The organism is Pseudomonas sp. S10E 269 (assembly GCF_002798465.1).
Classification (GTDB): Bacteria; Pseudomonadota; Gammaproteobacteria; order Pseudomonadales; family Pseudomonadaceae; genus Aquipseudomonas; species Aquipseudomonas pergaminensis.
Genome location: NZ_PHIJ01000001.1, coordinates 3210527 through 3235367, shown reverse-complemented (window position 1 = coordinate 3235367; position 24841 = coordinate 3210527). Strand labels below are relative to the sequence as shown.

The window sequence follows — 24841 nt, the reverse complement described above, 5'->3', positions numbered from 1 at the left end:
ACGTCTTTTTTTGTGCCTGAAATCCAGTAAATACGGGGGTTTCAGGGCTATTGCGGGCTTTCGAGGTTTCTAGAGTTCCAGGCATTTTGGCATTCCCAATGGTATTCCCGGCTACCCGGCGCTAATCTTGGGAATACCAAAGAGTGTCATGGAGTACTTCTCATGTGCGCTCACCCCCCCCGCCTCTCCGACCGCCAGCTCAAGGCGGTCAAACCGAAAGACAAGGATCACGTCCTCACGGATGGTGACGGGCTCCAACTGCGAGTCAGGGTCAATCGCTCGATGCAGTGGAATTTCAACTACCGGCATCCCGTCACCAAAAATCGAATCAACATGGCACTCGGCTCTTATCCCGAGGTTTCTCTTGCGCAAGCGAGGAAGAAAACCGTTGAGGCCAGAGAGCTGCTTGCACAGGACATCGACCCAAAAGCTCAGCGCAATGAGCTACAGGAAGCCAAACGAGCGGAAACGGAACACACCTTCGAGAACGTGGCCACCGCCTGGTTCGAGCTGAAGAAGGATTCCGTCACGCCGGCGTATGCCGAAGACATTTGGCGCTCCCTCACACTGCATGTTTTTCCGAGCATGAAATCAACGCCTCTCTCCGAAGTCAGCGCCCCAATAGTCATCAAGCTCCTTCGTCCGATTGAGGCCAAAGGCAGCCTCGAGACAGTTAAGCGAGTGAGCCAGCGCCTTAACGAGATCATGACCTACGGGGTCAATTCCGGAATGATCTTTGCCAACCCTCTCAGCGGCATTCGAGCGGTGTTCAAGAAACCCAAGAAAGAGAACATGGCAGCGCTACCACCAGATGAGCTTCCGGAGCTCATGATGGAAATCGCGAACGCCAGCATCAAGCGGACGACCCGCTGCCTGATCGAATGGCAGCTACACACTATGACCCGCCCTGCCGAAGCGGCGACTACCCGATGGGCAGACATCGACTTCGAAAAACGCATCTGGACCATCCCTCCAGAGCGAATGAAAAAGCGTCGTCCGCACACAATCCCGCTGACCGAACATGCACTCTCGTTATTGGAGACGCTTAAGCCCCATAGCGGCCACAGGGTATGTGTTCCCGTCAGATAGAAACCCGCACACCCACGCGAATAGCCAAACAGCCAACATGGCGTTGAAACGGATGGGCTTCCAGGACCGCTTGGTCAGCCACGGCATGCGCTCCATGGCCAGCACAATCCTGAACGAGCATGGGTGGGACCCGGAACTGATCGAAGTCGCGCTGGCGCATTTCGATAAGGACGAGGTTCGAGGCGCCTACAACCGGGCGGATTACATCGAACGCCGGCGTCCGATGATGGCTTGGTGGAGTGAACATATCCAGAAGGCGGCCACCGGCAGCCTTTCGGCAACCGCGATCAATTACACCAGAGACTTCAACGTCGTACCGATACGCTGAGCATCCTAGAGCTGGTGGCACCGGCGAGAAACCGTGTAACCGTGTGGTGCAGTATGGGGACAGGCTTCACGACTATCGCAAAACCTCCCGCACGCCTGCGCTCCTAAGTCAAAGTCCCTGAGTGTGGGAAAGCTCTGCATTCCCACACTCAGGGACTCACGCTTGAATGATCTATCAGTCAACAACGACTTGCGATCTTCGCACGTGATCACCCACCGCTGAAATAGCTTATCGATCACCATCAAGGGAGCCGCCGAGACGAGCTTTCCAGCGCCAACTGGCGTATTTAACCTCCGATAGTTTTATTTGGATCATATAAGGCTCTCGTATGGGAGCGGGGAGCAGCTGTTAGCATCGTGAAACTTTTTTCATATTCATCTAGAAAATACCTCCCCGTTCCACCAACGCTTTTTTGGCTATTTTTTCTTTCAGCTTTTTTCTCCTCGAAAAAACAGAAGCTTAAGAAAATATCGGCGTTCGAAATTAGAGCTTCATCCAATTATATTGAATAGCTCCCTATCATTTTTTCGATGCCATTTATTCCAAAAAGGTCTTTTGTCGAGAAAACGGGGGCGTGCTTTATTGCTAACAGATGTAACGAGTTGTTTCGAATTTATTGCCGCTTTTCGGTACCGACAAGGGCTTTCTGTCGGCGAACAGGTGAGTTCCGTTCGTTGTGACGCAGTGGGTTAAGCCTGGGACATTGATGATTTTGCTTGTGTCTGTTTGGCGCAATGCAAACAAGGGATTTGTACAATTATCGAGGCTTGAACCCATGAATCATGTGATCAACTCCATACTGGAAAACACGTCAACTCGCCCCTCAATCGGCCATACCAACCCCGCTTTACTGCATGACGTTCTATGGCGAGCATTGGAGCACGCACTCAAGGCAAACATGGATGATGCTTCGCAAACCCCGCACACTCGCGCCTGCCTGAGGATCTACGCCGAAATCGATACGTTGTCGTATCTGGACAAGGCTGATTCGAAACTGGCGGCGGCTCTGGGCAAGGCGTTCTTCGAATCCCGCTCCAGCAAAGACGTCGAGGCTTTCTGGAAACTGTTGCTGATCAAGCAACTGCTGTTCGAATTGTCGGTTAGGAGTGTGGCCACCCAGATCGCTTCGCAAGCCAACCTGCCCCGTCAGTTGCTCACGCTCGACTCGCAGTTGATTGCAGCCCCATCGGGGGTAAATATCAGCCTGGGGCTGCTGTGCAAAGAGACCGACCAGCTCAAGCATTCCGTCGTACTGGTCTTGCAGAAACTGGCGCAGCACGTCGAAGACCGTGGCATGAAAAAGCCCCAGGCCACTGCGCAGCTCCTGCTGGAGTTGTACAACGCCGTGTGGTCGGGCAGTAATGGCACCGATATCGAGTCGCAGATTTTTTACGCCGACAGTGTGTATGACGCGTTACCCGACGTGCATCACGCCCTGGGCCTGGCGCCGCAGGAAAAATGGCTGACCTTGTTTACCTGGTTATACGGCGACAAAGATGGCCGCCCCTATGACACCAACCAGCACACCGAAACCCTGGTCGTGGCGCTGGAAACCGCGGTGCGCAATCGCTATATCGCTGATATAGACAGCCTGATCAAGGACGGCGGCGCACGGCATCGCCTGGAAGAGATTCGCGCACGCCTGGGCAAGGATCATCCCGAGCATTTCGAGCAGCCCGCCGAGCTGATCGAAGCACTGGGCAGCATCCGTTTTACCCAGCCGGCCGCCATTGACCGCTTGCTGCTGCGGGTGCATGCGTTTGGCTTTCACTACCTGGATATCGAGTTTCGTGAAAACGCTGAGATGTTCAGCAGCGTGGTCGATGAGATTCTTTCCAGCCAGTGGCTGGAAACCATCGGCCTGGGCCAGGGCCGGCACTATCATGAGCTGGATGAGCGTGCGCGCCAGGCCGCGCTTGAGGTCGCGCTGGAAGGCCACGAGTCCCAGGCTCCCGCTGCCCTGTGGCAAGGCTATCTGCAACGCACCGCGTCGATTTACACCAAGAAAGCCCAGCAATACGCCGGCCAGGATTACATCGCGCTGATGGAGCAGGACCCGAGCTACATCCGCATGCACGATGCGCGCAATGCGCTCGAGCGGTTTGAAATGATCGATCGGTATCGCGACCGCATGAAAATCCACGGGATCGCCGAATACACCTCGGCCCTCAGCGCGCTGGAGGTGTTGTTCCTGATGAAGGCGGCCCAGGTGCGGGACGGTATCGACATCGCCCTGCAACCCGAAGACCTGGCAGGTGCCGAGCGCACGCTGGCCACGGTGCATGAGGTGTACGAAAACCCGTTGTACCGCCAGCACCTGGCAACGCGAGGCAACCGCCAATACATCACGTTTGGCCCAAGCGACACCGGCAAACAAGGCGGCAAGGCCATGCACAAACTGAACATGGCGATTGCCAACCAGCACAAGCGGATCGCGGCCCGCTACGGTGTCGAGGTGGTTGTCCACGTAATCATGGGCGGGGAACACGCACGGTGTAACGGAGTGATCGCCGAGACCTTGCAGGAGTTCGGTGCGCTGGAGGGTCCGGAAACCCGCTTCATGCTGGCCGGGTGCGCGGAGATGCGCGCTCATCTGCTGACCCGCAACCAGTCCGTCAACTTCCTCAGCCAGTTGTACCGCATGCACGCCGAGCCCCAGCCGCAACCGTCCGAGGACGTCGTTACGGGCAGGATTCAACGCTGGGCTGAGGTGGTGCGCCGCTACCAGGCGACATTCTTCGAGCATCCAGCCCTGCCTTCCCTGCTGCGGGACTTGGCGCGATTCGATGTGGTCAGGGCCACCGCCAAGGGCACCAGGCCGCCTTCTCGCATCTTCAACATCAAGGTTTTCGAGTCCCGGCCAGATGCCATTCGTGCGATTCCCTGGACCCGTGCGCTGTTGGCCGGTGGGTTACACAGCGAACTGATCGGCGTCGGGCAGTTTTCGCGAGAGCCGGCAGCGCAATTGTCGACTGCGTTTAACGAGGATGAGAGTTTTCATACCTACGTCAAAGGTATGGCCTATGCCATCGCGCGAACCGACCTGAAATGCGCCTGGCTGACCTTGACCGGCAGCATCCCGGAGAAGACCAACATCCTGGCGCTGGCTGAAGCCTTGAAGACCGAAGCAGTCGGAACGGCCGAACAGCTGCTGGCCAGCCTGCACCTGGAAGTGATTGAAGGTAAGCGCTTCGTGTACAGAGCCATTACCGGCACCGAGTGGGTGGATCCATGGAAAATCAAGGAAAGCAGCTTGCTCAACCCGTGGCCTAGCCTCAAGGCAGAGGTCTACCGCAAGGAAAAGAACCTGAGAATCTATCGGTTGTTTCTTATCTACGCCAAAAGTAATCCCGAGTTCATCCAGTCTTCGTCGCTGAATGATTTCTACAGCGGGTTCCTCGCGGCCGCCAGTACCGATGCAGGTCTGGTCGATCCCACCAGCGCCCAACATTTCACTTGGTGATCAGTCCCGATACCCAGGGCAACCTGGGTATCGGCAGGCGCTACCCTCCAAGAGGATCAACTGTATGGCGTTTACTACCCTGATACTCGACGCCCCCGGGCCACCGTTGCTGTTTGAAGAAGTCGATCGCTTCCTTAACCTGGGCCTGGCCGTTACCCTCAATCTGCACTATTTCGCGGAAAAGGACCGCATCCGGCAGCATTACACCACGCGCATTCAGTATGCCGAGATTAACTGCCACGACGAGCCTGACTTTATTGCTGCCGTGAATCAGGCCGGGGGTTATAGCGTATTCAAGACACGCCTGAATATCCCCTTCGGCGCTAGCCTGATTCGCGCAGCCACCTCACCCGCGCTGTCTACACCTCTGCGCGCCATTGCCCAGGCAGGCACCGGGGTTAACCATATTGATCGACTAGAGTGCGAGCAGTGTGGCGTGGCGATACTCAACACGCCGGGTTCCAACGCGGCCGCTGTTGCCGAATACGTCGTGGCCCAGGCGCTGTTTCTGTCTCGCGATTTGGATTACTACAACGCCGAAACCCACAACGGCCATTGGGCAAAAGGCGCCTTGGCACCTACCTCCGAATACGCCGAACTCACGCTTGGGCTGGTGGGCACCGGCAGCATTGCCCGGCAGGTAGCACGCAAGGCTACGGTGTTGGGCATCAAGGTGATCGCCACCGGGTCGGAGCGTTTCACCGAACCGGTGGCGCGCAGCCTTGAGCTTGAACGACGAGCAAACCTGGCGCAGTTACTGGCCGAGGCGCACATCGTTTCGATCCACGTCCCGCTAACCACGCTGACCCGAGGCTTGTTCGGCACTGCCGAGTTCCGGCAGATGCGCCAAGGTTCAATCCTGATCAATACCGCACGCGGCGGGATCGTTGACGAACAGCAACTGGCAGCCTTCATGCGCCAGTTTCCCAAGCATATCAAGGCGGTCGCCATCGATACCTTTGCCCTGGAAAAGGACCGGTTCGACTCTCCACTGACCGGCATTCCCCGCGCGCAATTGACGCCGCATATTGCCGGCAATACCACCACGGCAATCAGGTCGGCATCGCGCCAGATCGTCGACAAGATCCATGCATTCAGTAACGCCGCCATCGTGCGTTAACCGACCGGACACAAGGAAGGCCATATCATGCAAACCTCTATTTTTACCCGTATCAACGCCCTGAGTTGCACCGACCTCAGCGACGCGATGGACCGCCTGAAAATCGTTTGCCAGTGCACCGACATCATGCCCCTGGATCGCACGTTCAATCTCACAGGCAAAGCCTGGACCCTGCGCTACGGTCCTATTGGCCTGGACGGCGGCTCGGTGGGGGATTACATCGACGACCTTGAGGCGGGCCAAGTGGTGGTGATCGACAACCAAGCGCGGCTCGACACCACAGTGTGGGGCGACTTGCTGACCTCTACCGCCGCCCGTAATCAGTTGGCCGGAACGGTGATTGACGGTATCTGCCGCGATGTCGACCGTGCGCTGGAGCTCAACTACCCGATCTTTTCCCGAGGTAACTGGATGCGCACCGGCAAGGATCGTGTGCGTGTCGAAGCGATCCAGGCGCCCGTGACGCTGGGGGGCGTGCGGGTACAGCCCGATGATTGGTTGCGCGGCGACGGTGATGGCCTCGTAGTGATTCCAGCCGGTTCACTGATCGAAGTGCTGGCGGTAGCCGAAGAAGTCCACCAGGCCGAAGAGCATATCCGTGCGGCTATCGAGGCGGGAGTGCCTTTGCGCCAGGCGCGGGCCGACTATGGTTACCACGCACTACAAACCCCACGTAGCTGACGATAGCGTTGACTGATGGCGAGTGTGTCTGATTGCTACCCGATATCTATCAGCTATACGCCGGCACTTTGCGAGACATCGGTTAATGGCGACAATCTTCTGCAAAGCAAACAGCTTCAAGCACATCACGGCCGCAGAACGTCTGTAACAGGAGTTGGAAAAGTCAGTATCGCTCCCCTCAGGCAACGCCGGTTTGCAAAGTTACGGATGGCGATGCGAATGAACTAGAGGAAAGCCGAGTAGTATCCTGTAGCGGACTGGATAGCGGTCGAAACTGCTTGGTTTGAGCTGAAAAAAGACTCCGCTACCAAGGCCTATGCCGAGGACATCTGGCGCTCCCTGCGCCCAAATGAACGCCTCGATCATCCAGGGTGTGACAAAGGTAGGCGAGAGAAATGGAGCTATCAGACATCGCTGCACACCGCTAAAACGCTCAGCGAATCTGCTTGCCCATGTTAAATCGAAGCAACATCAACGCCGCATCGCAGGCATCGCCGGCAAAGTGGCTTTTGCTGAAGGCCTGGGCATTCACCGTGGCCCCGTCGAGCAACATCATGATGTAGGTCGCGAGGGTCTTCGCTGTATCGGGGGTGTGGTGGCGGGCTATCTCGTGTTCTACCAGCGCATGCAGTTTGTGCTTGTAGTCGAGAGCGATCTCGCGGATGTCGGAGTGCTCCGGAAATTCGGCCACTGCGCGGCCGAACAGGCAGCCGGCGAAGCTGGTGGAGCAGAACCACTGCCCGCGCCAATCGAAGATCGAAATGATCTTTTCTTCCAGGCTGGGCTTTTCATCCATGCGCGCTTTCAATTGCTCGATCAGATGCGCCGAGCGTTGCGTCAACACGGTTTTGACCAAGTCTTCCTTACCGTTGAAGTTACGGTACATCGTCATTCTGGCGACGCCCGACGCTTCGATGATCCAGTCAACACCTACGGGGTGGAAACCGTGCTGGGAAAACAGGCTGGTAGCAGTGTCGACGACATGCTGCTTCTTCGATACGGACAACTCGGAACTCCAGGTTCAAGTAGTTGGGATGGGCGAAAACCGTAACATTACGATATAGATCAGTCTATCTCAGTCTCCATTCGGTGTTTCGCCCATATGTCGCAAAAACTCAGGTAAAGCTCACGGTATCCCCGCCGTCTACGGCCGTATCCCGCCTTTTTGCTGGCCTTCACGCACCAGGATTTCGCGGAACCCTTCGTAGGTCATGACCGGGATGTTGGTGCGGGTGATGCGGCCGTTACAGTGGCTGACGTGAAAGCCGTTTTCCTTCCAGAACAGCGATTTCTGGCACACCGAAATGATGTCCTCAAGCACGTGTTCCTGTGTCCTGAGGGGTTTGTCGAGCCTTTCCAAATAGTTCGCTTGCGCTTGGGCGCATTCAGCTTTGAAGGTCGGCACCCTGCGTTCCCAATGGCCGATCCAAGAGTCCATCTTGCCCATGCGTTCGTCCTCGATCACGTGAAAGTAAAGAGAGACTGGTATGTATCTGTTGTGAGTGTTTAGTCCACCGAAATTTATGTGTCAATATATTTCTAGTTATTGGATCCAATCATTTGGATTGTATGACGAGATTAATAAAGTGCCGTTTTTCTTGATCAAGCATCTGTTATTCAAAGGCTTTTAGGGATTTTTCTGGATCGTTCTTTCGGTGCTGAGGCGAAAATTAAATTTTATTTATTGAAGTTTTGTGTTGACGGAGAACCGATTTTTTGAAAATTATGTAGAACGATCAGTATCACAAGGAGGGCGATTCCATGGTTTCCAAGATCACATTGGGTACTCAAGGGCTGCGTGTCGGCCGCATCGGCCTTGGCTGCATGGGCATGAGCCAGTGGTATGGCGCGACGGATGACAACGAATCGGTGCGTACCCTGCACCGTGCGCTGGAGCTGGGCGTGGACTTCTTCGATTCGGCCGAGGCGTATGGGCCGTTTACCAACGAGCGGCTGTTGCAGCGCGCGTTTGCCGGTCGGCGTGAAGAGGTGGTGATCGCCACCAAGTTTGGTTTTCGCATCGTCGACGGCCAGATCGTTGGCGTCGACAGCTCGCAGAGCAATCTGCAAAAGGTCGTCGAGGCCTCCCTCAAACGGCTGGGCACGGACCACATCGATGTGCTGTATCAGCACCGGCTCGACCCCACCATTCCCATCGAAGAGGTGGTAGGCGCGATGGGGCGCCTGGTTGATCAGGGCAAGGTCAAATACCTGGGTTTGTGTGAGGTGGGGACAAGCACGATCGAACGCGCCCATAAAACCCACCCGATATCTGTAGTCCAGGGCGAGTACTCGTTGTGGGAGCGCAATGTCGAGCAAGAGATCTTGCCGCTGCTGCACAACCTGGGGATCGGCTACGTCGCGTTCTGCCCCTTGGGCCGAGGTTTTTTGACCGGCAAGGCCGTCAGCGCCACGCACTACGACGCCAATGACTTCCGCCAGCAGGACCCGCGCTTTCGCGAAGAGAACTTCGCGGCCAATACCTTTCTGACCGAGTCGATTCTGGCGCTGGCCGCCTCCTGGTCGATGACACCCGCGCAACTGGCGCTTGCCTGGCTGCTGACGCGCAGCCCGCACCTGGCGGTGATCCCCGGCACCAAACGAGTGGCCTACCTGGAAGAAAACGTCGCCGCCGACGACTGCGTACTCAGCGATGAGCAGCTTCAGGCGATCGAGGCCTTGCTGGGGCAGTGGGCGGTTGCCGGTGAGCGCTACGAGCAGCGAATGATGCAGTTCATCGACCGATAGGCACTGCCAGGGAGGCCAGCCATGCAACCGCACCGCTTGCTCGACGAAACGGAACAGCGCTTTCACCAGAACTTTTTGCAACATAACGGCAACACGCAGGTGACCTCGTTGCTGACGGTGCCTGGGTGTGTGGGCCCTGTGCAGGCCCGCAAAGCGTTCGCGCAATTGGTGGCGGAGTACCCGTTCCTGCACCAGAAGATTGTGCCAGTCGGTGACGGCCAGTACGGGTTTGTGCCGGTCGACAATCACGTGCAGTCGTCGACCAGCACGACGCCACCGTCGCGGCGTACCGACGTACTGCTCAAGCTTGAATTGAACCGCTTGCTGGGGGATCAAGAGGGCTGGCGCGCGTTAGTGGTTGCCGATGCCGAGATCAACCAGACCCACATTCTGCTGACGCGTAACCATGCGATCTCCGACGGCTACAGCACCGCCAGGCTGGTCAACAGCCTGGCCGGTTACCTCGGTGCGATGCCCGCGAGCCTCGATAGCCGGGTGTCGCAGGCGTTCCATATCCGCCTGAAGCATTGGCACGGGTCACCCCTTGAGACGGGTAAAGCCAGCTACGCCGATTTTGTCCGGCTGCAGGTCAGCCACCAGGCCACAGAACGCCTGGATCAACTGCGCGCGGGGTCTGGCTTCACCACCAATGCCATTTGGGGTGGGGTGCTGGCGCACAGCTATCTGAGCTTCGCGGATGTGCCGGCGTTCGACTTGTTTACCGCGTATTCACTGCGTGAGCCCGCCAGCCATGGCCATCCGTTGACCAAGGCCTGCCTGATCGATGTGCGCAGAACCGCCTTTGCACGGCAAAACCCAGGCGTGATCGGCTGTATTGAGCGCTATGCGCAGGCGGTCGCCGAGGGCCGCGCGCAACTGGGCGCCCCCCCAGCCAGTGCGGCCAACGACAGCCCGCGACCCGCACTGGCTTTTACCAATACCGGGCCGCTGGACCGCTTCTTGACTCACCCCGCGCCGGCTGTGCTCGGCTTCTCAACCCTGGTTAACCGCTCCGGCGGCAACTACGACTTCGTCCTGCACCTGGGCAGGTTCAATGGCAACTGGCATGCGGCGCTGGCGTTCAGTTCGCTGAAAGTCGAGCGCGGTACGGCACTGGCGTTCAAGGCGCAGATCGAGGCGACCCTGGAGTCGCTGCCGGCTGCGCTCCACACCTCCTGAGGAATTGATAATGGATACTTCCAGTAATAAGAAGTTGACCCTGTTCGCCACCTGCCTTGGCTTTGTGGTGGTGCTGCTCGATGTGAGCGTGGTCAACGTGGCCCTTGAAAGCTTCAAGGCCGAGTTCGCCACCGACGTGCTGCAACTGCAATGGATCGTCAACGCCTACACGCTGTTGTTTGCCTCGTTTTTGCTGACCGGTGGCGCGTTGGGTGACCGGTTTGGCCACAAGAAAATCTTCCTGTGGGGGTATGCGGTCTTTACCTTGGCCTCGCTCGGCTGCGGCCTGGCGGACACCTTGCCCGCGCTGATCGGCTTTCGCGCGCTGCAAGGCATCGGCGCGGCACTGTTGGTGCCCACTTCCCTGGCGCTGGTGCGAATTACCTTTGAGGTGCCCGCCGAACGCAGCAAGGCCATTGCCTTGTGGGCGGGCGTTGCCGGCATTGCGCTGGCCGCCGGCCCGGTGGTGGGCGGCTTGCTGATTGGTGTGTTCGGCTGGCGCAGCATCTTTTTCATCAACTTGCCCATTGGCCTGATCGGCATCGTGCTGTGCCTGATCAATGCGCCACGTATCCCGGCCAACCACAAAGGCGGTTTCGATTTGTGGGGGCAGTTGCTGGCGTTGTTTACCTTGGCCAACTTGACCTACGCGGTGATCGAGTTGGGCCGCCAGAACGGTGTCGACCTGCGCGTTGCGGTGCATGCCGTGTGCTTTGTCGGCGGCTTGCTCGGTTTTTTGTGGGTCGAGTCGCGCACGGCCCGGCCGATGGTGCCGCTTACGGTGTTCAACAACGCGGCGTTCAGCCTGGCCTCGATCCTGGGCGTGATCGTGAACTTCGTGTTCTACGGGCTGATTTTCGTGTTCAGCATCTTTTTACAGCAGGTCAATCACTACTCGGTGATCAATACCGGGCTGGCCTTTATTCCCATGACCGGGGTGCTGTTCTTCGGCAATCAGCTGGCTGCGCGCTGGCTGCCCAAGTTGGGTGAGCGGCGCTTGCTAGCACTGGGCCTGGCCATCGCGTTGCTCGGCGTGGTGGCACTGACACCCTTCGTGGGTGGCGCGCCTTACGCCAACATCGCCGTGCAAATGTTTGTGATCGGCTTCGGTATCTCACTCACGGTGCCCACCCTGACCGCCACCGCCGTCAACCACGTCAGCAGCGATAAATCCGGCGTGGCCTCGGCCATCGTCAATGCCTCGCGCCAAGTGGGTGGCCTGATCGGAGTGGCCATCTTCAGCCTGTTGATCAACGTGACCGATGCAGCCCAGTTCGGCCACGGGTTCGCCCAAGTTATCGCCCTGTCCTCGCTGCTGTTGGCCGCGGGCTGGGCGTTGACGCTCGTGTTGTTGCGCAAGCAACCCCTGGCCGCGCAATCGGCCGCCTGAAGCAGTGCTCAATAAACCCTGGAAGCAATGGAGATTGAACATGCAAGCAGTCATGAAGACCGAGGCAAATTCCGGCTACGCGCCGCGCCAACTGGATGCCCAGCAAATCCTGGATTTTCGGGCCAATGGGTGGATGAAACTGGAAAATGTGATCAACGCCGAGACGGTGCAGATGTTGCTCCAGGAGGCCAAGACCCGCATGGGCGAGGTGGCGCGCACGGTCGATCGCAACGACCCAGGCAAGCAGATCGAGAATGCCTACCGCTGGTATGCGCGCTGGGATGAAGTCTCCAGCACCTGCCCGCAGATCAAGGCGCTCAGCCATTCGCCTCAGCTGGCCAGCATTGCGTCGCAACTGGTGGGCGAGGACGTGCGGTTCTATTCCGACCACGTGTTCGCCAAGAACCCCGAGTCCGAGGCCGGTGGCGACACCCCTTGGCACCAGGACTTTCCTCACCACCCGCTGGATCGGCAGGGCGCGTTGAATATCTGGATCGCCTTGGTCGACCTGACGCCGGAAATGGGCACCATGCAGTTTCTCAGCCGCAGCCATCGGGCGGGCATGCTGGGGCGTTACTTCAACCGCCGCGACAACGTGACCTTGCTCGACGAGCACCCTTGGGTGCTGGACGAGTTCGAGATGTCGCCGCCCATTGCACTCAAGGCCGGCGATGCCACTGTGCACGACATGAACGTGATCCATGCGGCGCCTGCCAATAGCTCCAATGTGCCGCGCTGGGTGTATTCCACCCTGTGGCTGCCGGTGTCGGCGCGCTACACCGGCGCCTCGAACCACCGCACCGACCCGCTTGGGCTGACGCTCGACATGCCCATGGAGCACCCCAAGTTTCCCGTTATCCCGACCCGCTGACAGCCGTGTACTCCGGCCGGCAATTGCCGGTCGGCGTTCTATTACATGAGGGGAAACCGAACATGCCACATGTCTATCTTGAGTACACCGCAGGGGTGGCTGACGAGGTTGATTTCAAAAGTGCCTGCCAGCGTCTGCATCGAACACTGGTCGAAGTGTCGGGGTTGCGACTGGACCTGGTCAAAACCCGCCTGGTCAGCTACGACCACACGTTCGTTGGCGATTGTGAAGAGCGCCAGTATTTCATCCACCTCAACGTCTCCACGGTGACCGGCAAGGCCGGCGACGATGAGCAGCGACGCGCGATCAGCACGGCGCTGCTTGAGGTGATGGCCGATATCTTTGCGCCTGCGCTGCTGCGCCATAAGGTGGATCTTTCTGTGCAAGTCACCGAGGTTCCGGCCAGCGGCTATGTGCGCAAGCGATCGGCGACTTTGCTGCCGTGAGTGCAACGTAACTAACGAGTGTGGTCATCCAGAGGATCGTTCAGGTGCAGGCAGTTCGCTCAAAAGTGTTTTTATAACCTTATGTCGTAAGAGTATTGGTCTTTGTAGTTTCGGGTGCGCCGGGTTCCTACACTTCCGGCCTGTCAACCCGCGTACAGCTGCCACCCATTCCTGTTTGACAGCAGGGGGCGGTAGCTCCTTAAACAGTGTGGGAGCTTCATCATGAAAAAGATCACCCCCAATCCCCCCTCCGCAACCCTCTTCACCATCGCTCCGGATATCCCCCCCCCGAAACCCTGCTAATTCAAGCCAGCGAAACCCTCGCCTCACTCAACGCCATGACCACCGACCTGGCTTTCGAACTCGAGGGCGCCCACCGTCACAAGGTGCTGGCCACCCAGCAACTGGTCGTGCTGGGCGAGTTGTTGGTTGAGCGCGTGCTGGTCCTCACCCAAGACACACAAACATTCCAGTAACAAAAAGGCCGAGACGCGTTCAGCGACTCGGCCTTTTGCTGTCAGTCTGGAATCCGCCCCCACTTGCGATTACCCTGCTCTCCTCTATCAGACAACCGGAAGTCCGATACCCGTGTTCAAGCCACTCGCCGCGCTCGCCCTCGCCTGCGCCCCTCTGCTCGCAACCGCCGCCGACCTGGCCGGTGTCTGGACGGGCACCTTGGGCAAGTCCGCGATCACCGTCTGTTTCAACGGCGCCCACGGTGCCAATGGCAGCTACTACTACCAGCGTATTCTCACGCCCATTCAGCTTACCCAAGCCAACGCCAGTGAGCCGTGGGTGGAGGACGGGCAAACCGGGTTCTGGCAGTTGGATGATCCGCAAGGCGATACGCTGACCGGCACCTGGAGCAAAGCCCTGGGCGGTAAAAGCCTGGCGTTGGTGCTCAAACGTGCAGACGCCGATGGCTGCGCCAGCGACACCTACAACAACCCGCTTGAAGCCGTGCCGCCTGCGGTAAAGGTCGAGAGGAAGACCTTCGCCGAGCACGCCTATCAAGTGAAGACCCAAGGTGGGCAGGTCATCCTGAAACTCGAAGGCGACGGGGCGGCCATCGACGAAATAAACCGCGACCTCGCGCGCATGGCCATCAACCCGGAAGGCCAGGCTGATTTCTACAGAGAGCGGCGCAATTCACTGGACCAGAGTGGCGGCACTACAACCAGCGAGATCACGGTGGAGCCGTACTACTGGTCATCGCACTGGATCACCGTGCGTTTCTATCGCTGGTCGGCAGGCTACGGGCGCGGGGGCATCAGTTGGGGCCTGCACAGTTGGAACCTGCAAACCGGTGAAAAGGTTGACCCTTGGACGTGGCTCGGAGGCCATGAGCAATGGGACAGCCCCTACTCGGGCCAGGTCAAACTGCCCGCTGCGTTCAGCGCCTGGCTTTCCAAGCAAACCACCGTCGACGAAGGGTGCCCGGCAGTGACCAGCTACTCCACCTTCGATTTGAGCTTTAACACCCAGGGCCTGCAGCTCTCGACGCCCGCGCAGGGCGATGGCTGTGATAACGAGCTGAGCTTTACCTGGGAGCAATTGGAGCCGGTGCTGACGGCCCAAGGCAAAGCTGCCGTGCCCAGTTTGAAAACGCCATAACGGCAAAATCAGCCTTACAAAAATCCAACACTCGTTCACGAAATATTCAGAAACACCAACGGATACTAGCCCATTGCAATGACCGTTCCCCCCGGACGGTCCTCCTGCCTTGGTAGCCACATTCATGACGCGTCCCGCTCCCCTGCTGTTCCTGCTTGCTGGTCTGTTGTTCTTCTTTGCCCTGGGTAACCACGAGCTGCAAGGCTCCACCGAAGCCCGCGTGGCCGGGATCGCCATGGCCATGCACCTGGACAACAATTGGGTGGTGCCCCAGTTGTTTCGTGAGCCCTTCCTGGAAAAACCACCCCTGAGCCTGTGGATCGATGCCGGGGCGATTCGTCTGTTTGGCGGCACCACCTGGGCGGTGCGCCTGGCGTCGGCGTTTGCCGGGTTGTTCAGCGTGATGCTGCTGTATGGAATGCTGCGCAGGTTCGGGCGTCCGCAGACGCTGGCGTTCAGCGCCGCCTTGATTCTGGCGACCATGGCCAGCTACTGGAGCAATGTGCGCGGCGTCGGTGAGGATTCATTGCTCACCCTCGGCGTCACCACCGCGTTGCTGGCGTTCTACCAAGCCGTACGGCCCGACCGCCAAGGTTCCAGCACAGGCGCATGGGCACTGTTTACCGCGGGAATGGTGATCGCCACGCTCAGCAAGGGTGTGCTGGGCCTGGCGATGCCAGGCATTGTGATTTTTGTGTACCTGGCCAGCACGAGCCTGATGGACAAGCGCCTGCACCTTGGCGACTGGCTCAAGCCGGCACTGTTTACTGTATTGGCATTGGTGCCGCTGATCATCTGGCTGGGCTTCCTGTACCAGCGCGGCGGGATGCAGGCGGTGACCGAGGTGCTGCTGACCAACAGCGTCGGCCGGTTCAGCGGTTCCTTTGTCGAAGCCGGGCACTACGAGCCGTTCTACTACTACATCGCCAAGCTGCCCGAGGCGTTCCTGCCGTGGAACATCCTGGTGTACTTGGGCTTGTGGCACTTTCGTAAAAGCCTGGTGCGCAACCGCTACCACCTGTTCTTCAGCGTGTGGCTGGTGGCGCAGTTCACCTTGCTGACCCTGGCGTCGAGCAAACGCACCGTGTACCTGATGGCACTCACACCCGCCGCCGCCGTACTCGCCGCGGAGTACGCGCGGGTACTGCTGGACTGGCTGAAAACCCACCAACCCGCGTTGCACAAGCATCACAGAAGCGTGGTGGGCGGCGTGTTCACCCTGGCCGTGGGTTGCTACCTGATCGCGGCCTTCTGGTTTGCACCCAAGGCCGACGTGCGCCAGTCGTTCGTGCCGGCGATCAGCCAGGTCCAGGCGTTTAAAGACGAAGGCAGGGAAGTGGTGTTGTTCCAGCCCAACGAACGTATCGCCGGCGCCAGTGTGTTTTATCTGCGGGCCTACTTGCCGATCCTGCAGACCGAGGCCGAGCTGCACAACTACCTCGGCGCCAAGCCCGGCAACATTGCGTTGCTGGACCATACCAACGGCCTGGCCACCCCGGTAAAGGTGATCAAGCAGATCTCGATCAACCGCCAGCCTTACTACTTCGTGGAGCAGTAGGGCTGGCGCAGGGCATCAGTGCTTGGTGACCTTGTCCAGGTAACCCATGGCAAACGCCGAGACCACGAAGGTCATGTGGATGATCACGTACCACATCAGGTGCTGCGGATCGACGTTCTTGGCGTCCATGAAGATGCGCAGCAAATGGATGGAGGAAATCGCCACGATGGAGGCCGCCACTTTCATCTTCAGCGACGAAGAGTCCATGGTGCCCAGCCAGTTGAGCTTCTCTTTGTTGTCATCGATATCCAGCTGCGAGACGAAGTTCTCGTAGCCGGAGATCATCACCATCACCAGCAAGCCACCGACCAGGGCCATGTCGATCAACGACAGCAGCACCAGGATCAGCTCGGACTCAGCCATCGAGAACACGCTCGGCAGCAAGTGAATCACTTCCTGGAAGAATTTCAGCGCCAGCGCCAGCAACCCCAGGGACAGGCCGAAATAGATCGGCGCCAGCAGCCAGCGCGAGGCGTACATAGCATTTTCGATAAAGCGTTCCATTGGATCTCACACAGCTTGGCTAAAAATGGCGGCGAGTATACCAGCCACTACAAGACACCTGTAACCACGAGAAAACTGACCTGTGCGGCATCTGTAAGGGAATTTTTCTGCTAGTGTCGAGCCCAATAAATCGGCTCGATGACGTCGGACAGGAAAAACTCAGATGATGGATGTGCGATCCCCTTTGGCCAGTATCGGCCTGTGCGCGGCATTGCTGCTGGCTGGCGGCTGCTCCCCCAGCGACGAGCAGAAGCAAACCACCCTCGAAGAGAAAACCGCCAAGTTCGAACAATCCCTCGACAGCATCCAGGACCCCAAGCTGCGCGACGCCATCGCCGACCTGGGCGGTTCGCTGCTGTTACTGGAACGAGCGCGGGTCAAGCTCGCCACCAAGCCCATCGAAGCCGAGTACGGCGAAGACACCCTGGCCCTGCTCAAGCACTACCCCACGCCCCAGGCGCTGGTCGACACTTACATCAATGGCCTGTTCGTGCTGCGCAAGACGTCCCATTCCGACTACCTGACCGACTTGCAGCCGGTGTTCCCCTTCAACTTCAACATCCCCGACCAGTTCCCCTTCCCCCACGGCCTGGAATGGCAGTCGGTGACCTTGAGCAACAACAAGGTCATCCCCTTTCAACCGGAATGGTCGGAAACCGATCCTGGCATCCAGCTGAGCCCCAGCAGTTCCAACCTGACCAACCCCGACGACCTGACGGTGACCTATCCCTTCATCGACGGCATCGAGACAGAAAACAAGAGTCAGCCGCAGCCCGTGAGCCTCAAGGGCACGGTAGAAGTGGTAGCGCCCGGCAAGGTGTTGACGTTTGACCTGTCGAAAAAGGACGTGGGCCACACGCGTACCGAAGGCAATATCAGCCTCAAGCTGCTGCTCCTGGAGAAAAACTACGCCGAGATCGAGCTGACCAACAGCCAACCGCTGGCGCCCGAAGTGGGCGACGAATCGCCCAACCCGCTGCTGGTACAGGCGCGGGACAGCACCGGGCAATTCCTCACGCGTTCGGGCTCGATCAACGAAAGCAGTGCGCAAGTGGCGTTCTACGAGAAACAACTGGCCGAAATGCAAAAGCAGAAGGCCTGGTCGGACGCCTTCGAAAAACAGCTCACCGATGAACAGAAAGCCTTCGAACACAAGCAGGGCAGCCACTACGCCAAGGTGTACTTCAATGGCGTGATCGACAATCTGCAGGTCAACGTACTGGACTTCTCCACCGCTACCCGCACCCGCAAAGACCTCGACCTGCCAGTGCTGCGCTTCGACAAGAACAGCCTGCAACCCACCGTGCAGGCCTTGCCGATGCCGGTCACCGTGTATGACGACGGCGCCGCCAGTTGGCTCAAAGACGCAAGCCTGACCGAGGACCAGCTGAAAAACAGCGTCACCATCAGCCAGTCGGTCGAAGATGCCAGCGCCGCGCACATCGAATTCGACCACCCGTTCACGTTCAATGACGACCTGGTCGGCAATGAGCGCAACAGCAGTGAATCGCCGGTGACTTTCTTCACCGCCGACGAAAAAGGCGAACGTGGCGAGCCGATCGAATTGCCCACCGAAGCGTTCGAACTGAACCCGGCGCGCGGCACCCTCACCTACGACCTGAACCTGTTCCCGGAAAACCCGGCGTATGTGGTGGGCTCGATCCCGCTATTCCTGGCGACCATCGAGAAAGCCGAGATAGACGTGGCGAAGCTGCCCAAAGGGCTGACGCTCAAGGACAACGCGCTGGTGGTCGACCAGAAGGAATTCCCCGCCGACAGCTGGCGCTTCTACGCCAAGGACGCCAGCGGCAACTACCTCAAGGAAATCCTCGGCGTCAGCCACCGCGCCGAGGAATACGGCACGGCGACGTTTGATGTGCATTATTTCTACGGCCAGCCGACGACCCTGGAAAGCTACCAGCGCACCGACCTGAGCACCGTGCAATACGGTTTCGAGGTCAAGCTGGACAAACCCGAAAGCAAATAACCGGATGGCTACAGGGCCAACCGGTCATGCCCGCCGTTGAGCTGGCGCAGATGGGCCTGCATGTGCAGGCACCAGATCTGCGGGTCGCCCGCCAGCTCGTAACCGTGCAGGGTCAGGCTGTCCACGATGGATTCCAGAATGTTTTCCGCCACGAATGGCCCTGGAAACGGGCCTTGGGACTTGATGGTGGACGGCTGCTCACCGGTCATTCCGGCGGCAAACAACAAGGTCCACATCCCGTTATCCCCCGCGAGAGGGCGAATGGAGCATTCGATACGGGTGACCAGGCCGAAGCACTGGCGAGTAAGGCAGAGGTTGCGCGGCATGGCGGCGACCCTCGGTAGATCGGTGTTCAACCTGCGCCTGGGGCGAGGCTGTTTCTATCCAGCGACTCCTGTGGATATCCCTTGAGCACAGAATAGAAGAAAACCAAAACAAACCAAGGTTGTAGGGACCAACGGGCATTGGCCCCCAACCCAAGTCAATTTAATGACGAACTTGCCAACTATTTCTAAACACACCACAGGCCCAATGTGGGAGCGGGGTTGCTCGCGAATGCAGCCTGTCAGTCAGCATAGTTTTCTCTGACACACCGCTTTCGCGAGCAAGCCCGCTCCCACACTTCACCGCGTCACGACAAAAAATCAGGTGGGCTTGGCTTCGGCCAGGGCCTGTTGTGCCAGCTCCTTTTCGGCCTCCTTCAAGTCTTCCTCGCTGATCATCTCGGCAATAGCACGCAACCGCTCCACCACGCGCGCGTTCACCGAGCCTTCCGGGAATTGCCCCTCGGCATCCGGCTCACCCGCCGGCTCGCCCACCAGCAGGCTCAATGCTTCATCCGCCTGACGCACGGCATAGATATGAAACTGCCCGGCACGCACGGCCTGCAACACCTTCTCATCAAGCATCAGCGTGGCCACGTTGGCCTGGGGAATGATCGCCCCCTGCTCACCCGTCAGCCCGCGCGCTTCACACAGGCGGAAAAAGCCTTCGATCTTCTCGTTGACCCCGCCCACGGCCTGCACTTCACCAAACTGGTTGATCGAACCGGTGATGGCAAAACACTGCTTTAGCGGCGTTTTCGACAGGGCCGAGATCAAGGTGCACGCCTCGCCCAGGGACGCACTGTCGCCATCCACGTAGCCGTAGGACTGCTCCAGCGCGATGCTCGCGGAAATCGCCAACGGGAATTCCTGGGCATAGCGGCTGCCCAGGTAACCTGTGAGGATCATCACGCCCTTGGAGTGGATCGGCTGGCCGAGGTTAACCTCGCGCTCGATGTCGACAATACCGCTGCCGCCTGGGTACACCGTGGCGGAAATCCGCGCCGGCACGCCGAAGGCCGAATCACCGACCTCCAGCACCGTCAGCCCGTTGCACTTGCCGACGGCGGCACCCGCGGTGTCGATCAGGATGACCCCGGCGAGCATGTCGTCGAGAATCCGCGCCGACACCCGCCCAGTGCGCGTGGCCTTGGCCTTGAGTGCGCGTTCGATATGGCCGGCGTCGGTCATCTCGTCACCCGCCAGGTGGCGAATGAAATCCGCCTCGCTGACCAGTTGGAACAAGTCACCAATACGCGCCGACAAACGCCCCTGGTGCTCGGCCAGGCGTGCGCTGTAGGTCGCCAGCCGCGCCACCGCGTCCGACGTCAGCGGCGCCATGCCTTCCTCCGACGTACGGGTTTTGAGCAACTGGGCAAACTGCTCCAGGCTTTCGTCGACCATCGGGATGTCTTCGTCGAAGTCCACCAGCACCCGGAACATCTCCTGGAAGTCCGGGTCGGCGTCCTGCAACGCGTAGTACAGCTGGCGCGACCCGATGATGATCACCTTGACCTGCAACGGGATCATCTGCGGGTTGAGAGTCACGGTGGCCAGGCGGCCCAGCTCGCCCAGCGGCGATTCCATTTTCAGCTTGCGCGACTGCAGGGAACGCTTGAGGGCGTCCCAGACAAACGGCTCGCCGAGCATTTTTTCGGCTTCCAGGATCAGGAAACCGCCATTGGCACGGTGCAAGGCGCCAGGGCGCAGCTGCCGATAGGTGGTGTAGAGCGCGCCCTGGTCGGTGCTGTATTCGATACGGCCGAACAGGTTGTCGTAGGTCGGGTGCGGTTCAAACACCACCGGGGCGCCACCGTTGACCGGATGGCCGACCACCAGGCTGGGGCAGTACTGCTCTTCGAGCAGCTTGCGCGCCTGGGCGTCAGTCTTGGCGTCGTCGACCAGTTGCTCGACCACGGTTTTGAGCAGGTACACCTGCATGGCTTGCAGGTAACCGCAGACGGCGGCGTTTTCCGCGTACTTTTCCGACAGCGGCGCCAGCAACGGTTGCAGGGCCAGGGTGATGGTTTCTTCGTTGAACTGGCGCAGTTGGTTGTTGGACTCGCGTTTCCACTGCGGCAGGCTCGCCAGTTCTTCGTTGAGGCGTTCTTCGAGCTCGGAAATATCCGAGTGGAAGCGCTCGCGGTCGGCTTCCGGCAACTGCGAGAACTCGGCCTCGTCCAGCGCCTTGCCGTCGAGCATCGGCGTGAATGCGATGTTGGAGCTGTCGCGGTACAGCGCCACGTCTTTATCCAGGGCCAGGCGTTCGATCACGTCCAGGGCCTTGTCGTAGCGCTGGTTGAACGCCCGGTCGATGGCGCTTTTGCGCTGTTGATACGTCGGGTGCTCGAACACCGCCGGGAAGGTGGCCACCAGGTTGTCGACCAAACCGTTGATATCGGCAATGAACGCCGCTGCCGCGCCGCCCGGCAATTCCAGGGCACGAGGCTCGCGAGGCTCATCGAAATTATTCACATAGACCCAGTCCGCCGGGGTCTGCAGGCGCTTGCCTTCGGCCTTCAGGTAACGTTTGACGAACGAAAAGCGGCCGGTACCCGGCTCGCCCATGACAAATACGTTGTAACCGGGGCGTGGCATGGCCACACCGAACTGCAAGGCTTCAACCGCACGTTCCTGGCCAAGCACGCCGCGAAAGGGCTCCAAATCATTGGTGGTCGAGAAGCTGAACTGTTCAGCGGAGAAAGGGCGAGTCAGCGCTTCGGGCGCTAGACGCAAGCTGGCAGCAACAGGATCAGGCATCGGGCTTCCTTACATCAGGCGGGGCAGATGACGGCATTCTGGCTCCCGGTTACGCACCCTGGCAAGGCGCGCTTGTGGGAAAGCATAGACAGGGGATGCGTCCTACAAAAAAAACGCAACAACTCTGATTGTTTTATAAAAACACACGGAACCCTTGGAACGTGCCTAAACTCCAAACTGCGCGGGTTGGACTAATAACCGATCCCTAGGGCGCTATGAAGTGCCTGAACCCTTGTCCATTGGTTTGCACACAAAGAGAACAAAGCTATGAAACGGATCCTTCTCGGTACTCTCTTCACCGTCGTCTCCCTCAATGCAATGGCAGAAGCACCAGGTGGCCCGAACTGCGGTTGGGGCAACATGTTGTTTGAAGGCCAGCGCGGTACTCCAGCTCACTTCCTGGCCTCCACCACCAACGGTACTTCGGGTAACGCCACCTTCGGCATGACCTCGGGCACCAACGGTTGCAGCACCAACAGCGCCCTGACCTACGGCGGCAAGTCCTGGATTGCCATGAATGGCATGATGAACGAGCTGTCCGAAGACATGGCCAAGGGTAACGGCGAAGCGCTGACTACCTACGCTGTGGTACTGGGCGTTGCACCAGAAGATCGCGAGCACTTCGCTGCCGTGACCCACGAGCACTTCCAGCAAATCTTCAGCAAGGCTGACGTGACCGCTGATGACGTGCACAACAACACCATTGCTGTACTGAAAAGTGATGCCCGTCTGGCGAAATACGCTACCCAGGCTTAAGCTCGACCAGCCCGCGCCTACCAAGGCGCGGGTTTTATTTTTGGACCCGCCGCCTCCTTGGGTCTTTATTATTTCCGACTTAAGTTGCCCCTATGCTCAAACGCTTTGCCTGGATGGCACTCTTTGCCTGCGCTCCGCTGTACGCGGCCCCGCATCTTGATGATCAACGTTTGCAGCAATTGGCCAACGATCCGTTCTGGCTGTCCCTCGGCCATTACGAAGCCGGCAAGATCAGTGGCTGGCGCAGCTATGTCAGCGACAAGAAATTCTTCCTCGCAGCCGACGGTGCCCACCACCCGGATGCCGAGCTCAAGGCTACCGTTGACGCGCTCTACGCGCCGCCCAGCCTGGGTGAAAAACACGCCCAATGCGTCTACCCCGCACGTACCCGCTGGCTCAAGGATCAGTTGCACCTCACTGACCTGCCCGCCGTGGACTGCACAGAATTCAAGCAATGGTTCAAGGACGTCGCCCCCCACAGCGCGGTGATGATCTTCCCGGCGGCTTACCTCAACAGCCCGTCGTCGATGTTCGGCCACACCCTGCTGCGCATCGACCAGGCCGATGTGCAAAGCAACAACACCGCCCTGCTAAGCTATGCGATCAACTTTGGCGCCTACATCGAAGGCTCCGACAACAGCATCCTCTACGCTTGGAAAGGCCTGATGGGCGGCTATCCCGGCCTGTTCGCCCTGGTGCCTTACCAAGAGAAGCTGTCGGAATACCGCAGCCTCGAAAACCGTGACCTGTGGGAATACCGCCTCAACCTCACGCAGGTCGAGACCGAGCGCATGGTCGAGCACGTGTGGGAACTCAAGCAGATCCAGTTCGACTACTTTTTCTTTGACGAAAACTGCTCCTACCGCTTGCTGGAACTGCTGCAAGTGGCACGTCCCGGCCTGCGCCTGACCGAACAGTTCCCGCTCACGGCCATCCCGACCGACACGGTCAAGGCCGTGAAAGATGCCGGCCTGGTGGAGAAAATCGACTACCGGCCCTCCCGTGAACGCGAACTGCTGGAGCGCGCCAAGCCGCTGGACAGCGACGAGCAGCAATGGGTACTGAAGGTCAGCGACGACCAGAAGCAATTGCAAGAGCCGGCCTTCAAGGCCCTGCCCCGCGACCGCCAGGCCCTGATCATCGACGCCGCCTACCGTCTCGGCCGCTACCGCGCCAACGGCCTGGAACGCGACACCGAACGCTCCCAGCGCAGCTTCGAACTATTGCGCGCGATCAACCAGAACCCGGCGCCCGACCTCAAGATCACGCCCCCTGGTCTCCCGGAAAACGGCCATGAATCGCGCACCTGGCAGGCGGGCATCGGCACCCGTGGCGACAAGGCCTTCGGCGAATACGGCCTGCGCATGGCCTATCACGACCTCAACGACAACGCCGAAGGTTTCCCCCTTGGCGCACAGATCGAGATCCTGCAGATGAAACTGCGCCAGTACGAAGGCAACCACTGGCAACTGCAGCAACTGGACCTGGCCACCATCCGCTCCCTGACCCCGCGCAACGCCCTGCTGCAGCCGTGGTCATGGCAAGTCACCGGCGGCCTGGAGCGGGTACCGGGCAAGCACGACGACGAAACCCTGGTCGCCCACGTCAACGGCGGCGCCGGCGGCACCTGGCAACTGCGCGACGACATGCTCGGCTTCGCCCTCGGCACCGTGCGCGTGGAACACAACAACGACTTCAACGAAGCCATCTCCCCAGCGGCCGGGTTCAACACCGGCGTGCTGTGGAAAAACCCACTGGGCAACCTGAGCCTGGAAGCCAAGGGCGACTTCTTCACCAACGGCGAAGTACGCCGCAGCATCAGCCTCAACCAGCAGTGGGAACTGTCCCGCAACCTGGGCCTGCGCCTGAGCGCACAGCGCGAGTACAGCCATTTGTCGACACCGGTCAATGAAGTGATGCTGGAAGTGAAGTGGTATCACTACTGACCGAAACCTGGCGACGATCAACAGGTGGGAGCGGGCTTGCTCGCGAATGCGCAGTGCCAGTCACTGGAAACTTGGGCT

Annotated in this window: 18 protein-coding genes and 2 pseudogenes; 15 read left to right on the top strand and 5 right to left on the bottom strand. The window is 59.1% G+C overall.

Annotation, left to right across the window (positions count from 1 at the left end):
- Positions 1–162: 162 nt before the first annotated feature.
- From CWC48_RS15020 to CWC48_RS15005, 4 genes and pseudogenes are all read left to right on the top strand, one after another.
- Positions 163–1417 (top strand): annotated as a pseudogene (locus CWC48_RS15020) (integrase domain-containing protein).
- Positions 1418–2315: 898 nt separating this feature from the next.
- The gene (locus CWC48_RS15015) at positions 2316–4880 is read left to right on the top strand and encodes a phosphoenolpyruvate carboxylase (protein ID WP_256581660.1); all 2565 of its coding nucleotides are present in this window, start codon (positions 2316–2318) and stop codon (positions 4878–4880) included.
- Between the two features lie 64 nt (positions 4881–4944).
- The gene (locus CWC48_RS15010; protein ID WP_100492137.1) at positions 4945–6000 is read left to right on the top strand and encodes a D-isomer specific 2-hydroxyacid dehydrogenase family protein; all 1056 of its coding nucleotides are present in this window, start codon (positions 4945–4947) and stop codon (positions 5998–6000) included.
- Positions 6001–6027: 27 nt separating this feature from the next.
- Positions 6028–6681: an RraA family protein gene (locus tag CWC48_RS15005; RefSeq protein ID WP_100492136.1), complete on the top strand. Its 654-nt coding sequence runs from the start codon at positions 6028–6030 to the stop codon at positions 6679–6681.
- Positions 6682–7114: 433 nt separating this feature from the next.
- Here the strand turns inward: CWC48_RS15005 and CWC48_RS15000 are convergent, their stop codons facing one another.
- Positions 7115–7687: a TetR/AcrR family transcriptional regulator gene (locus tag CWC48_RS15000; protein WP_078050233.1), complete on the bottom strand. Its 573-nt coding sequence runs from the start codon at positions 7685–7687 to the stop codon at positions 7115–7117.
- Positions 7688–7825: 138 nt separating this feature from the next.
- Complete coding sequence (locus CWC48_RS14995; protein ID WP_177409492.1) at positions 7826–8128, bottom strand: hypothetical protein; 303 nt, start codon at positions 8126–8128, stop codon at positions 7826–7828.
- Between the two features lie 314 nt (positions 8129–8442).
- Here CWC48_RS14995 and CWC48_RS14990 point away from each other — a divergent pair, with 314 nt between their 5' ends.
- From CWC48_RS14990 to CWC48_RS14955, 8 genes and pseudogenes are all read left to right on the top strand, one after another.
- A complete protein-coding gene (locus CWC48_RS14990) occupies positions 8443–9429 on the top strand; it encodes an aldo/keto reductase (protein WP_100492135.1) in 987 nt (328 codons plus the stop codon).
- Positions 9430–9450: 21 nt separating this feature from the next.
- On the top strand, positions 9451–10608 hold the full coding sequence (locus CWC48_RS14985) for a hypothetical protein (RefSeq protein ID WP_100492134.1): 1158 nt from the start codon (positions 9451–9453) through the stop codon (positions 10606–10608).
- Positions 10609–10618: 10 nt separating this feature from the next.
- Positions 10619–11998: an MFS transporter gene (locus CWC48_RS14980; RefSeq protein ID WP_078050243.1), complete on the top strand. Its 1380-nt coding sequence runs from the start codon at positions 10619–10621 to the stop codon at positions 11996–11998.
- Positions 11999–12038: 40 nt separating this feature from the next.
- The gene (locus CWC48_RS14975) at positions 12039–12869 is read left to right on the top strand and encodes a phytanoyl-CoA dioxygenase family protein (RefSeq protein WP_100492133.1); all 831 of its coding nucleotides are present in this window, start codon (positions 12039–12041) and stop codon (positions 12867–12869) included.
- Between the two features lie 62 nt (positions 12870–12931).
- A complete protein-coding gene (locus CWC48_RS14970; RefSeq protein WP_100492132.1) occupies positions 12932–13315 on the top strand; it encodes a 5-carboxymethyl-2-hydroxymuconate Delta-isomerase in 384 nt (127 codons plus the stop codon).
- Between the two features lie 222 nt (positions 13316–13537).
- A pseudogene (locus CWC48_RS14965) lies at positions 13538–13791 on the top strand (DUF6124 family protein).
- 112 nt (positions 13792–13903) lie between these two features.
- On the top strand, positions 13904–14929 hold the full coding sequence (locus CWC48_RS14960; RefSeq protein WP_100492131.1) for a hypothetical protein: 1026 nt from the start codon (positions 13904–13906) through the stop codon (positions 14927–14929).
- Positions 14930–15053: 124 nt separating this feature from the next.
- Positions 15054–16487, top strand: coding sequence for a glycosyltransferase family 39 protein (locus tag CWC48_RS14955; RefSeq protein ID WP_100492130.1), 1434 nt, complete (start codon positions 15054–15056; stop codon positions 16485–16487).
- Positions 16488–16502: 15 nt separating this feature from the next.
- Here the strand turns inward: CWC48_RS14955 and CWC48_RS14950 are convergent, their stop codons facing one another.
- Entirely contained in the window at positions 16503–16991 is a 489-nt protein-coding gene (locus CWC48_RS14950; protein ID WP_010206662.1) for a TIGR00645 family protein, read from the bottom strand.
- 163 nt (positions 16992–17154) lie between these two features.
- Between CWC48_RS14950 and CWC48_RS14945 the strand changes: the two genes are divergently transcribed.
- Positions 17155–18978, top strand: a complete 1824-nt coding sequence (locus CWC48_RS14945; RefSeq protein WP_100492129.1) for a hypothetical protein — start codon at positions 17155–17157, stop codon at positions 18976–18978.
- An 8-nt stretch (positions 18979–18986) separates the two neighbouring features.
- Here CWC48_RS14945 and CWC48_RS14940 read toward each other — a convergent pair whose 3' ends face one another.
- Together CWC48_RS14940 and CWC48_RS14935 are read right to left on the bottom strand one after the other, a co-directional pair.
- Entirely contained in the window at positions 18987–19304 is a 318-nt protein-coding gene (locus CWC48_RS14940; protein ID WP_025859221.1) for a hypothetical protein, read from the bottom strand.
- Between the two features lie 318 nt (positions 19305–19622).
- Positions 19623–22061, bottom strand: a complete 2439-nt coding sequence (locus CWC48_RS14935) for a Lon protease family protein (protein WP_078050248.1) — start codon at positions 22059–22061, stop codon at positions 19623–19625.
- Between the two features lie 267 nt (positions 22062–22328).
- Here CWC48_RS14935 and CWC48_RS14930 point away from each other — a divergent pair, with 267 nt between their 5' ends.
- Both CWC48_RS14930 and CWC48_RS14925 read left to right on the top strand, forming a co-directional pair.
- Positions 22329–22817, top strand: a complete 489-nt coding sequence (locus tag CWC48_RS14930) for a DUF3015 domain-containing protein (protein ID WP_015885974.1) — start codon at positions 22329–22331, stop codon at positions 22815–22817.
- 92 nt (positions 22818–22909) lie between these two features.
- Complete coding sequence (locus CWC48_RS14925) at positions 22910–24763, top strand: DUF4105 domain-containing protein (protein ID WP_100492128.1); 1854 nt, start codon at positions 22910–22912, stop codon at positions 24761–24763.
- The last annotated feature ends 78 nt before the right edge of the window (positions 24764–24841 follow it).

Coding starts and splice junctions, on each gene's coding strand:
- CWC48_RS14995 (WP_177409492.1), bottom strand. CDS start 8,128: ATGGGCAAGATGGACTCTTGGATCGGCCATTGGGAACGCAGGGTGCCG.
- CWC48_RS14940 (WP_025859221.1), bottom strand. CDS start 19,304: ATGCCGCGCAACCTCTGCCTTACTCGCCAGTGCTTCGGCCTGGTCACC.
- CWC48_RS14970 (WP_100492132.1), top strand. CDS start 12,932: ATGCCACATGTCTATCTTGAGTACACCGCAGGGGTGGCTGACGAGGTT.
- CWC48_RS14990 (WP_100492135.1), top strand. CDS start 8,443: ATGGTTTCCAAGATCACATTGGGTACTCAAGGGCTGCGTGTCGGCCGC.
- CWC48_RS15005 (WP_100492136.1), top strand. CDS start 6,028: ATGCAAACCTCTATTTTTACCCGTATCAACGCCCTGAGTTGCACCGAC.
- CWC48_RS15010 (WP_100492137.1), top strand. CDS start 4,945: ATGGCGTTTACTACCCTGATACTCGACGCCCCCGGGCCACCGTTGCTG.
- CWC48_RS14985 (WP_100492134.1), top strand. CDS start 9,451: ATGCAACCGCACCGCTTGCTCGACGAAACGGAACAGCGCTTTCACCAG.
- CWC48_RS14980 (WP_078050243.1), top strand. CDS start 10,619: ATGGATACTTCCAGTAATAAGAAGTTGACCCTGTTCGCCACCTGCCTT.
- CWC48_RS14975 (WP_100492133.1), top strand. CDS start 12,039: ATGCAAGCAGTCATGAAGACCGAGGCAAATTCCGGCTACGCGCCGCGC.
- CWC48_RS14930 (WP_015885974.1), top strand. CDS start 22,329: ATGAAACGGATCCTTCTCGGTACTCTCTTCACCGTCGTCTCCCTCAAT.
- CWC48_RS15015 (WP_256581660.1), top strand. CDS start 2,316: ATGGATGATGCTTCGCAAACCCCGCACACTCGCGCCTGCCTGAGGATC.
- CWC48_RS14945 (WP_100492129.1), top strand. CDS start 17,155: ATGATGGATGTGCGATCCCCTTTGGCCAGTATCGGCCTGTGCGCGGCA.
- CWC48_RS14955 (WP_100492130.1), top strand. CDS start 15,054: ATGACGCGTCCCGCTCCCCTGCTGTTCCTGCTTGCTGGTCTGTTGTTC.
- CWC48_RS14935 (WP_078050248.1), bottom strand. CDS start 22,061: ATGCCTGATCCTGTTGCTGCCAGCTTGCGTCTAGCGCCCGAAGCGCTG.
- CWC48_RS14925 (WP_100492128.1), top strand. CDS start 22,910: ATGCTCAAACGCTTTGCCTGGATGGCACTCTTTGCCTGCGCTCCGCTG.
- CWC48_RS14950 (WP_010206662.1), bottom strand. CDS start 16,991: ATGGAACGCTTTATCGAAAATGCTATGTACGCCTCGCGCTGGCTGCTG.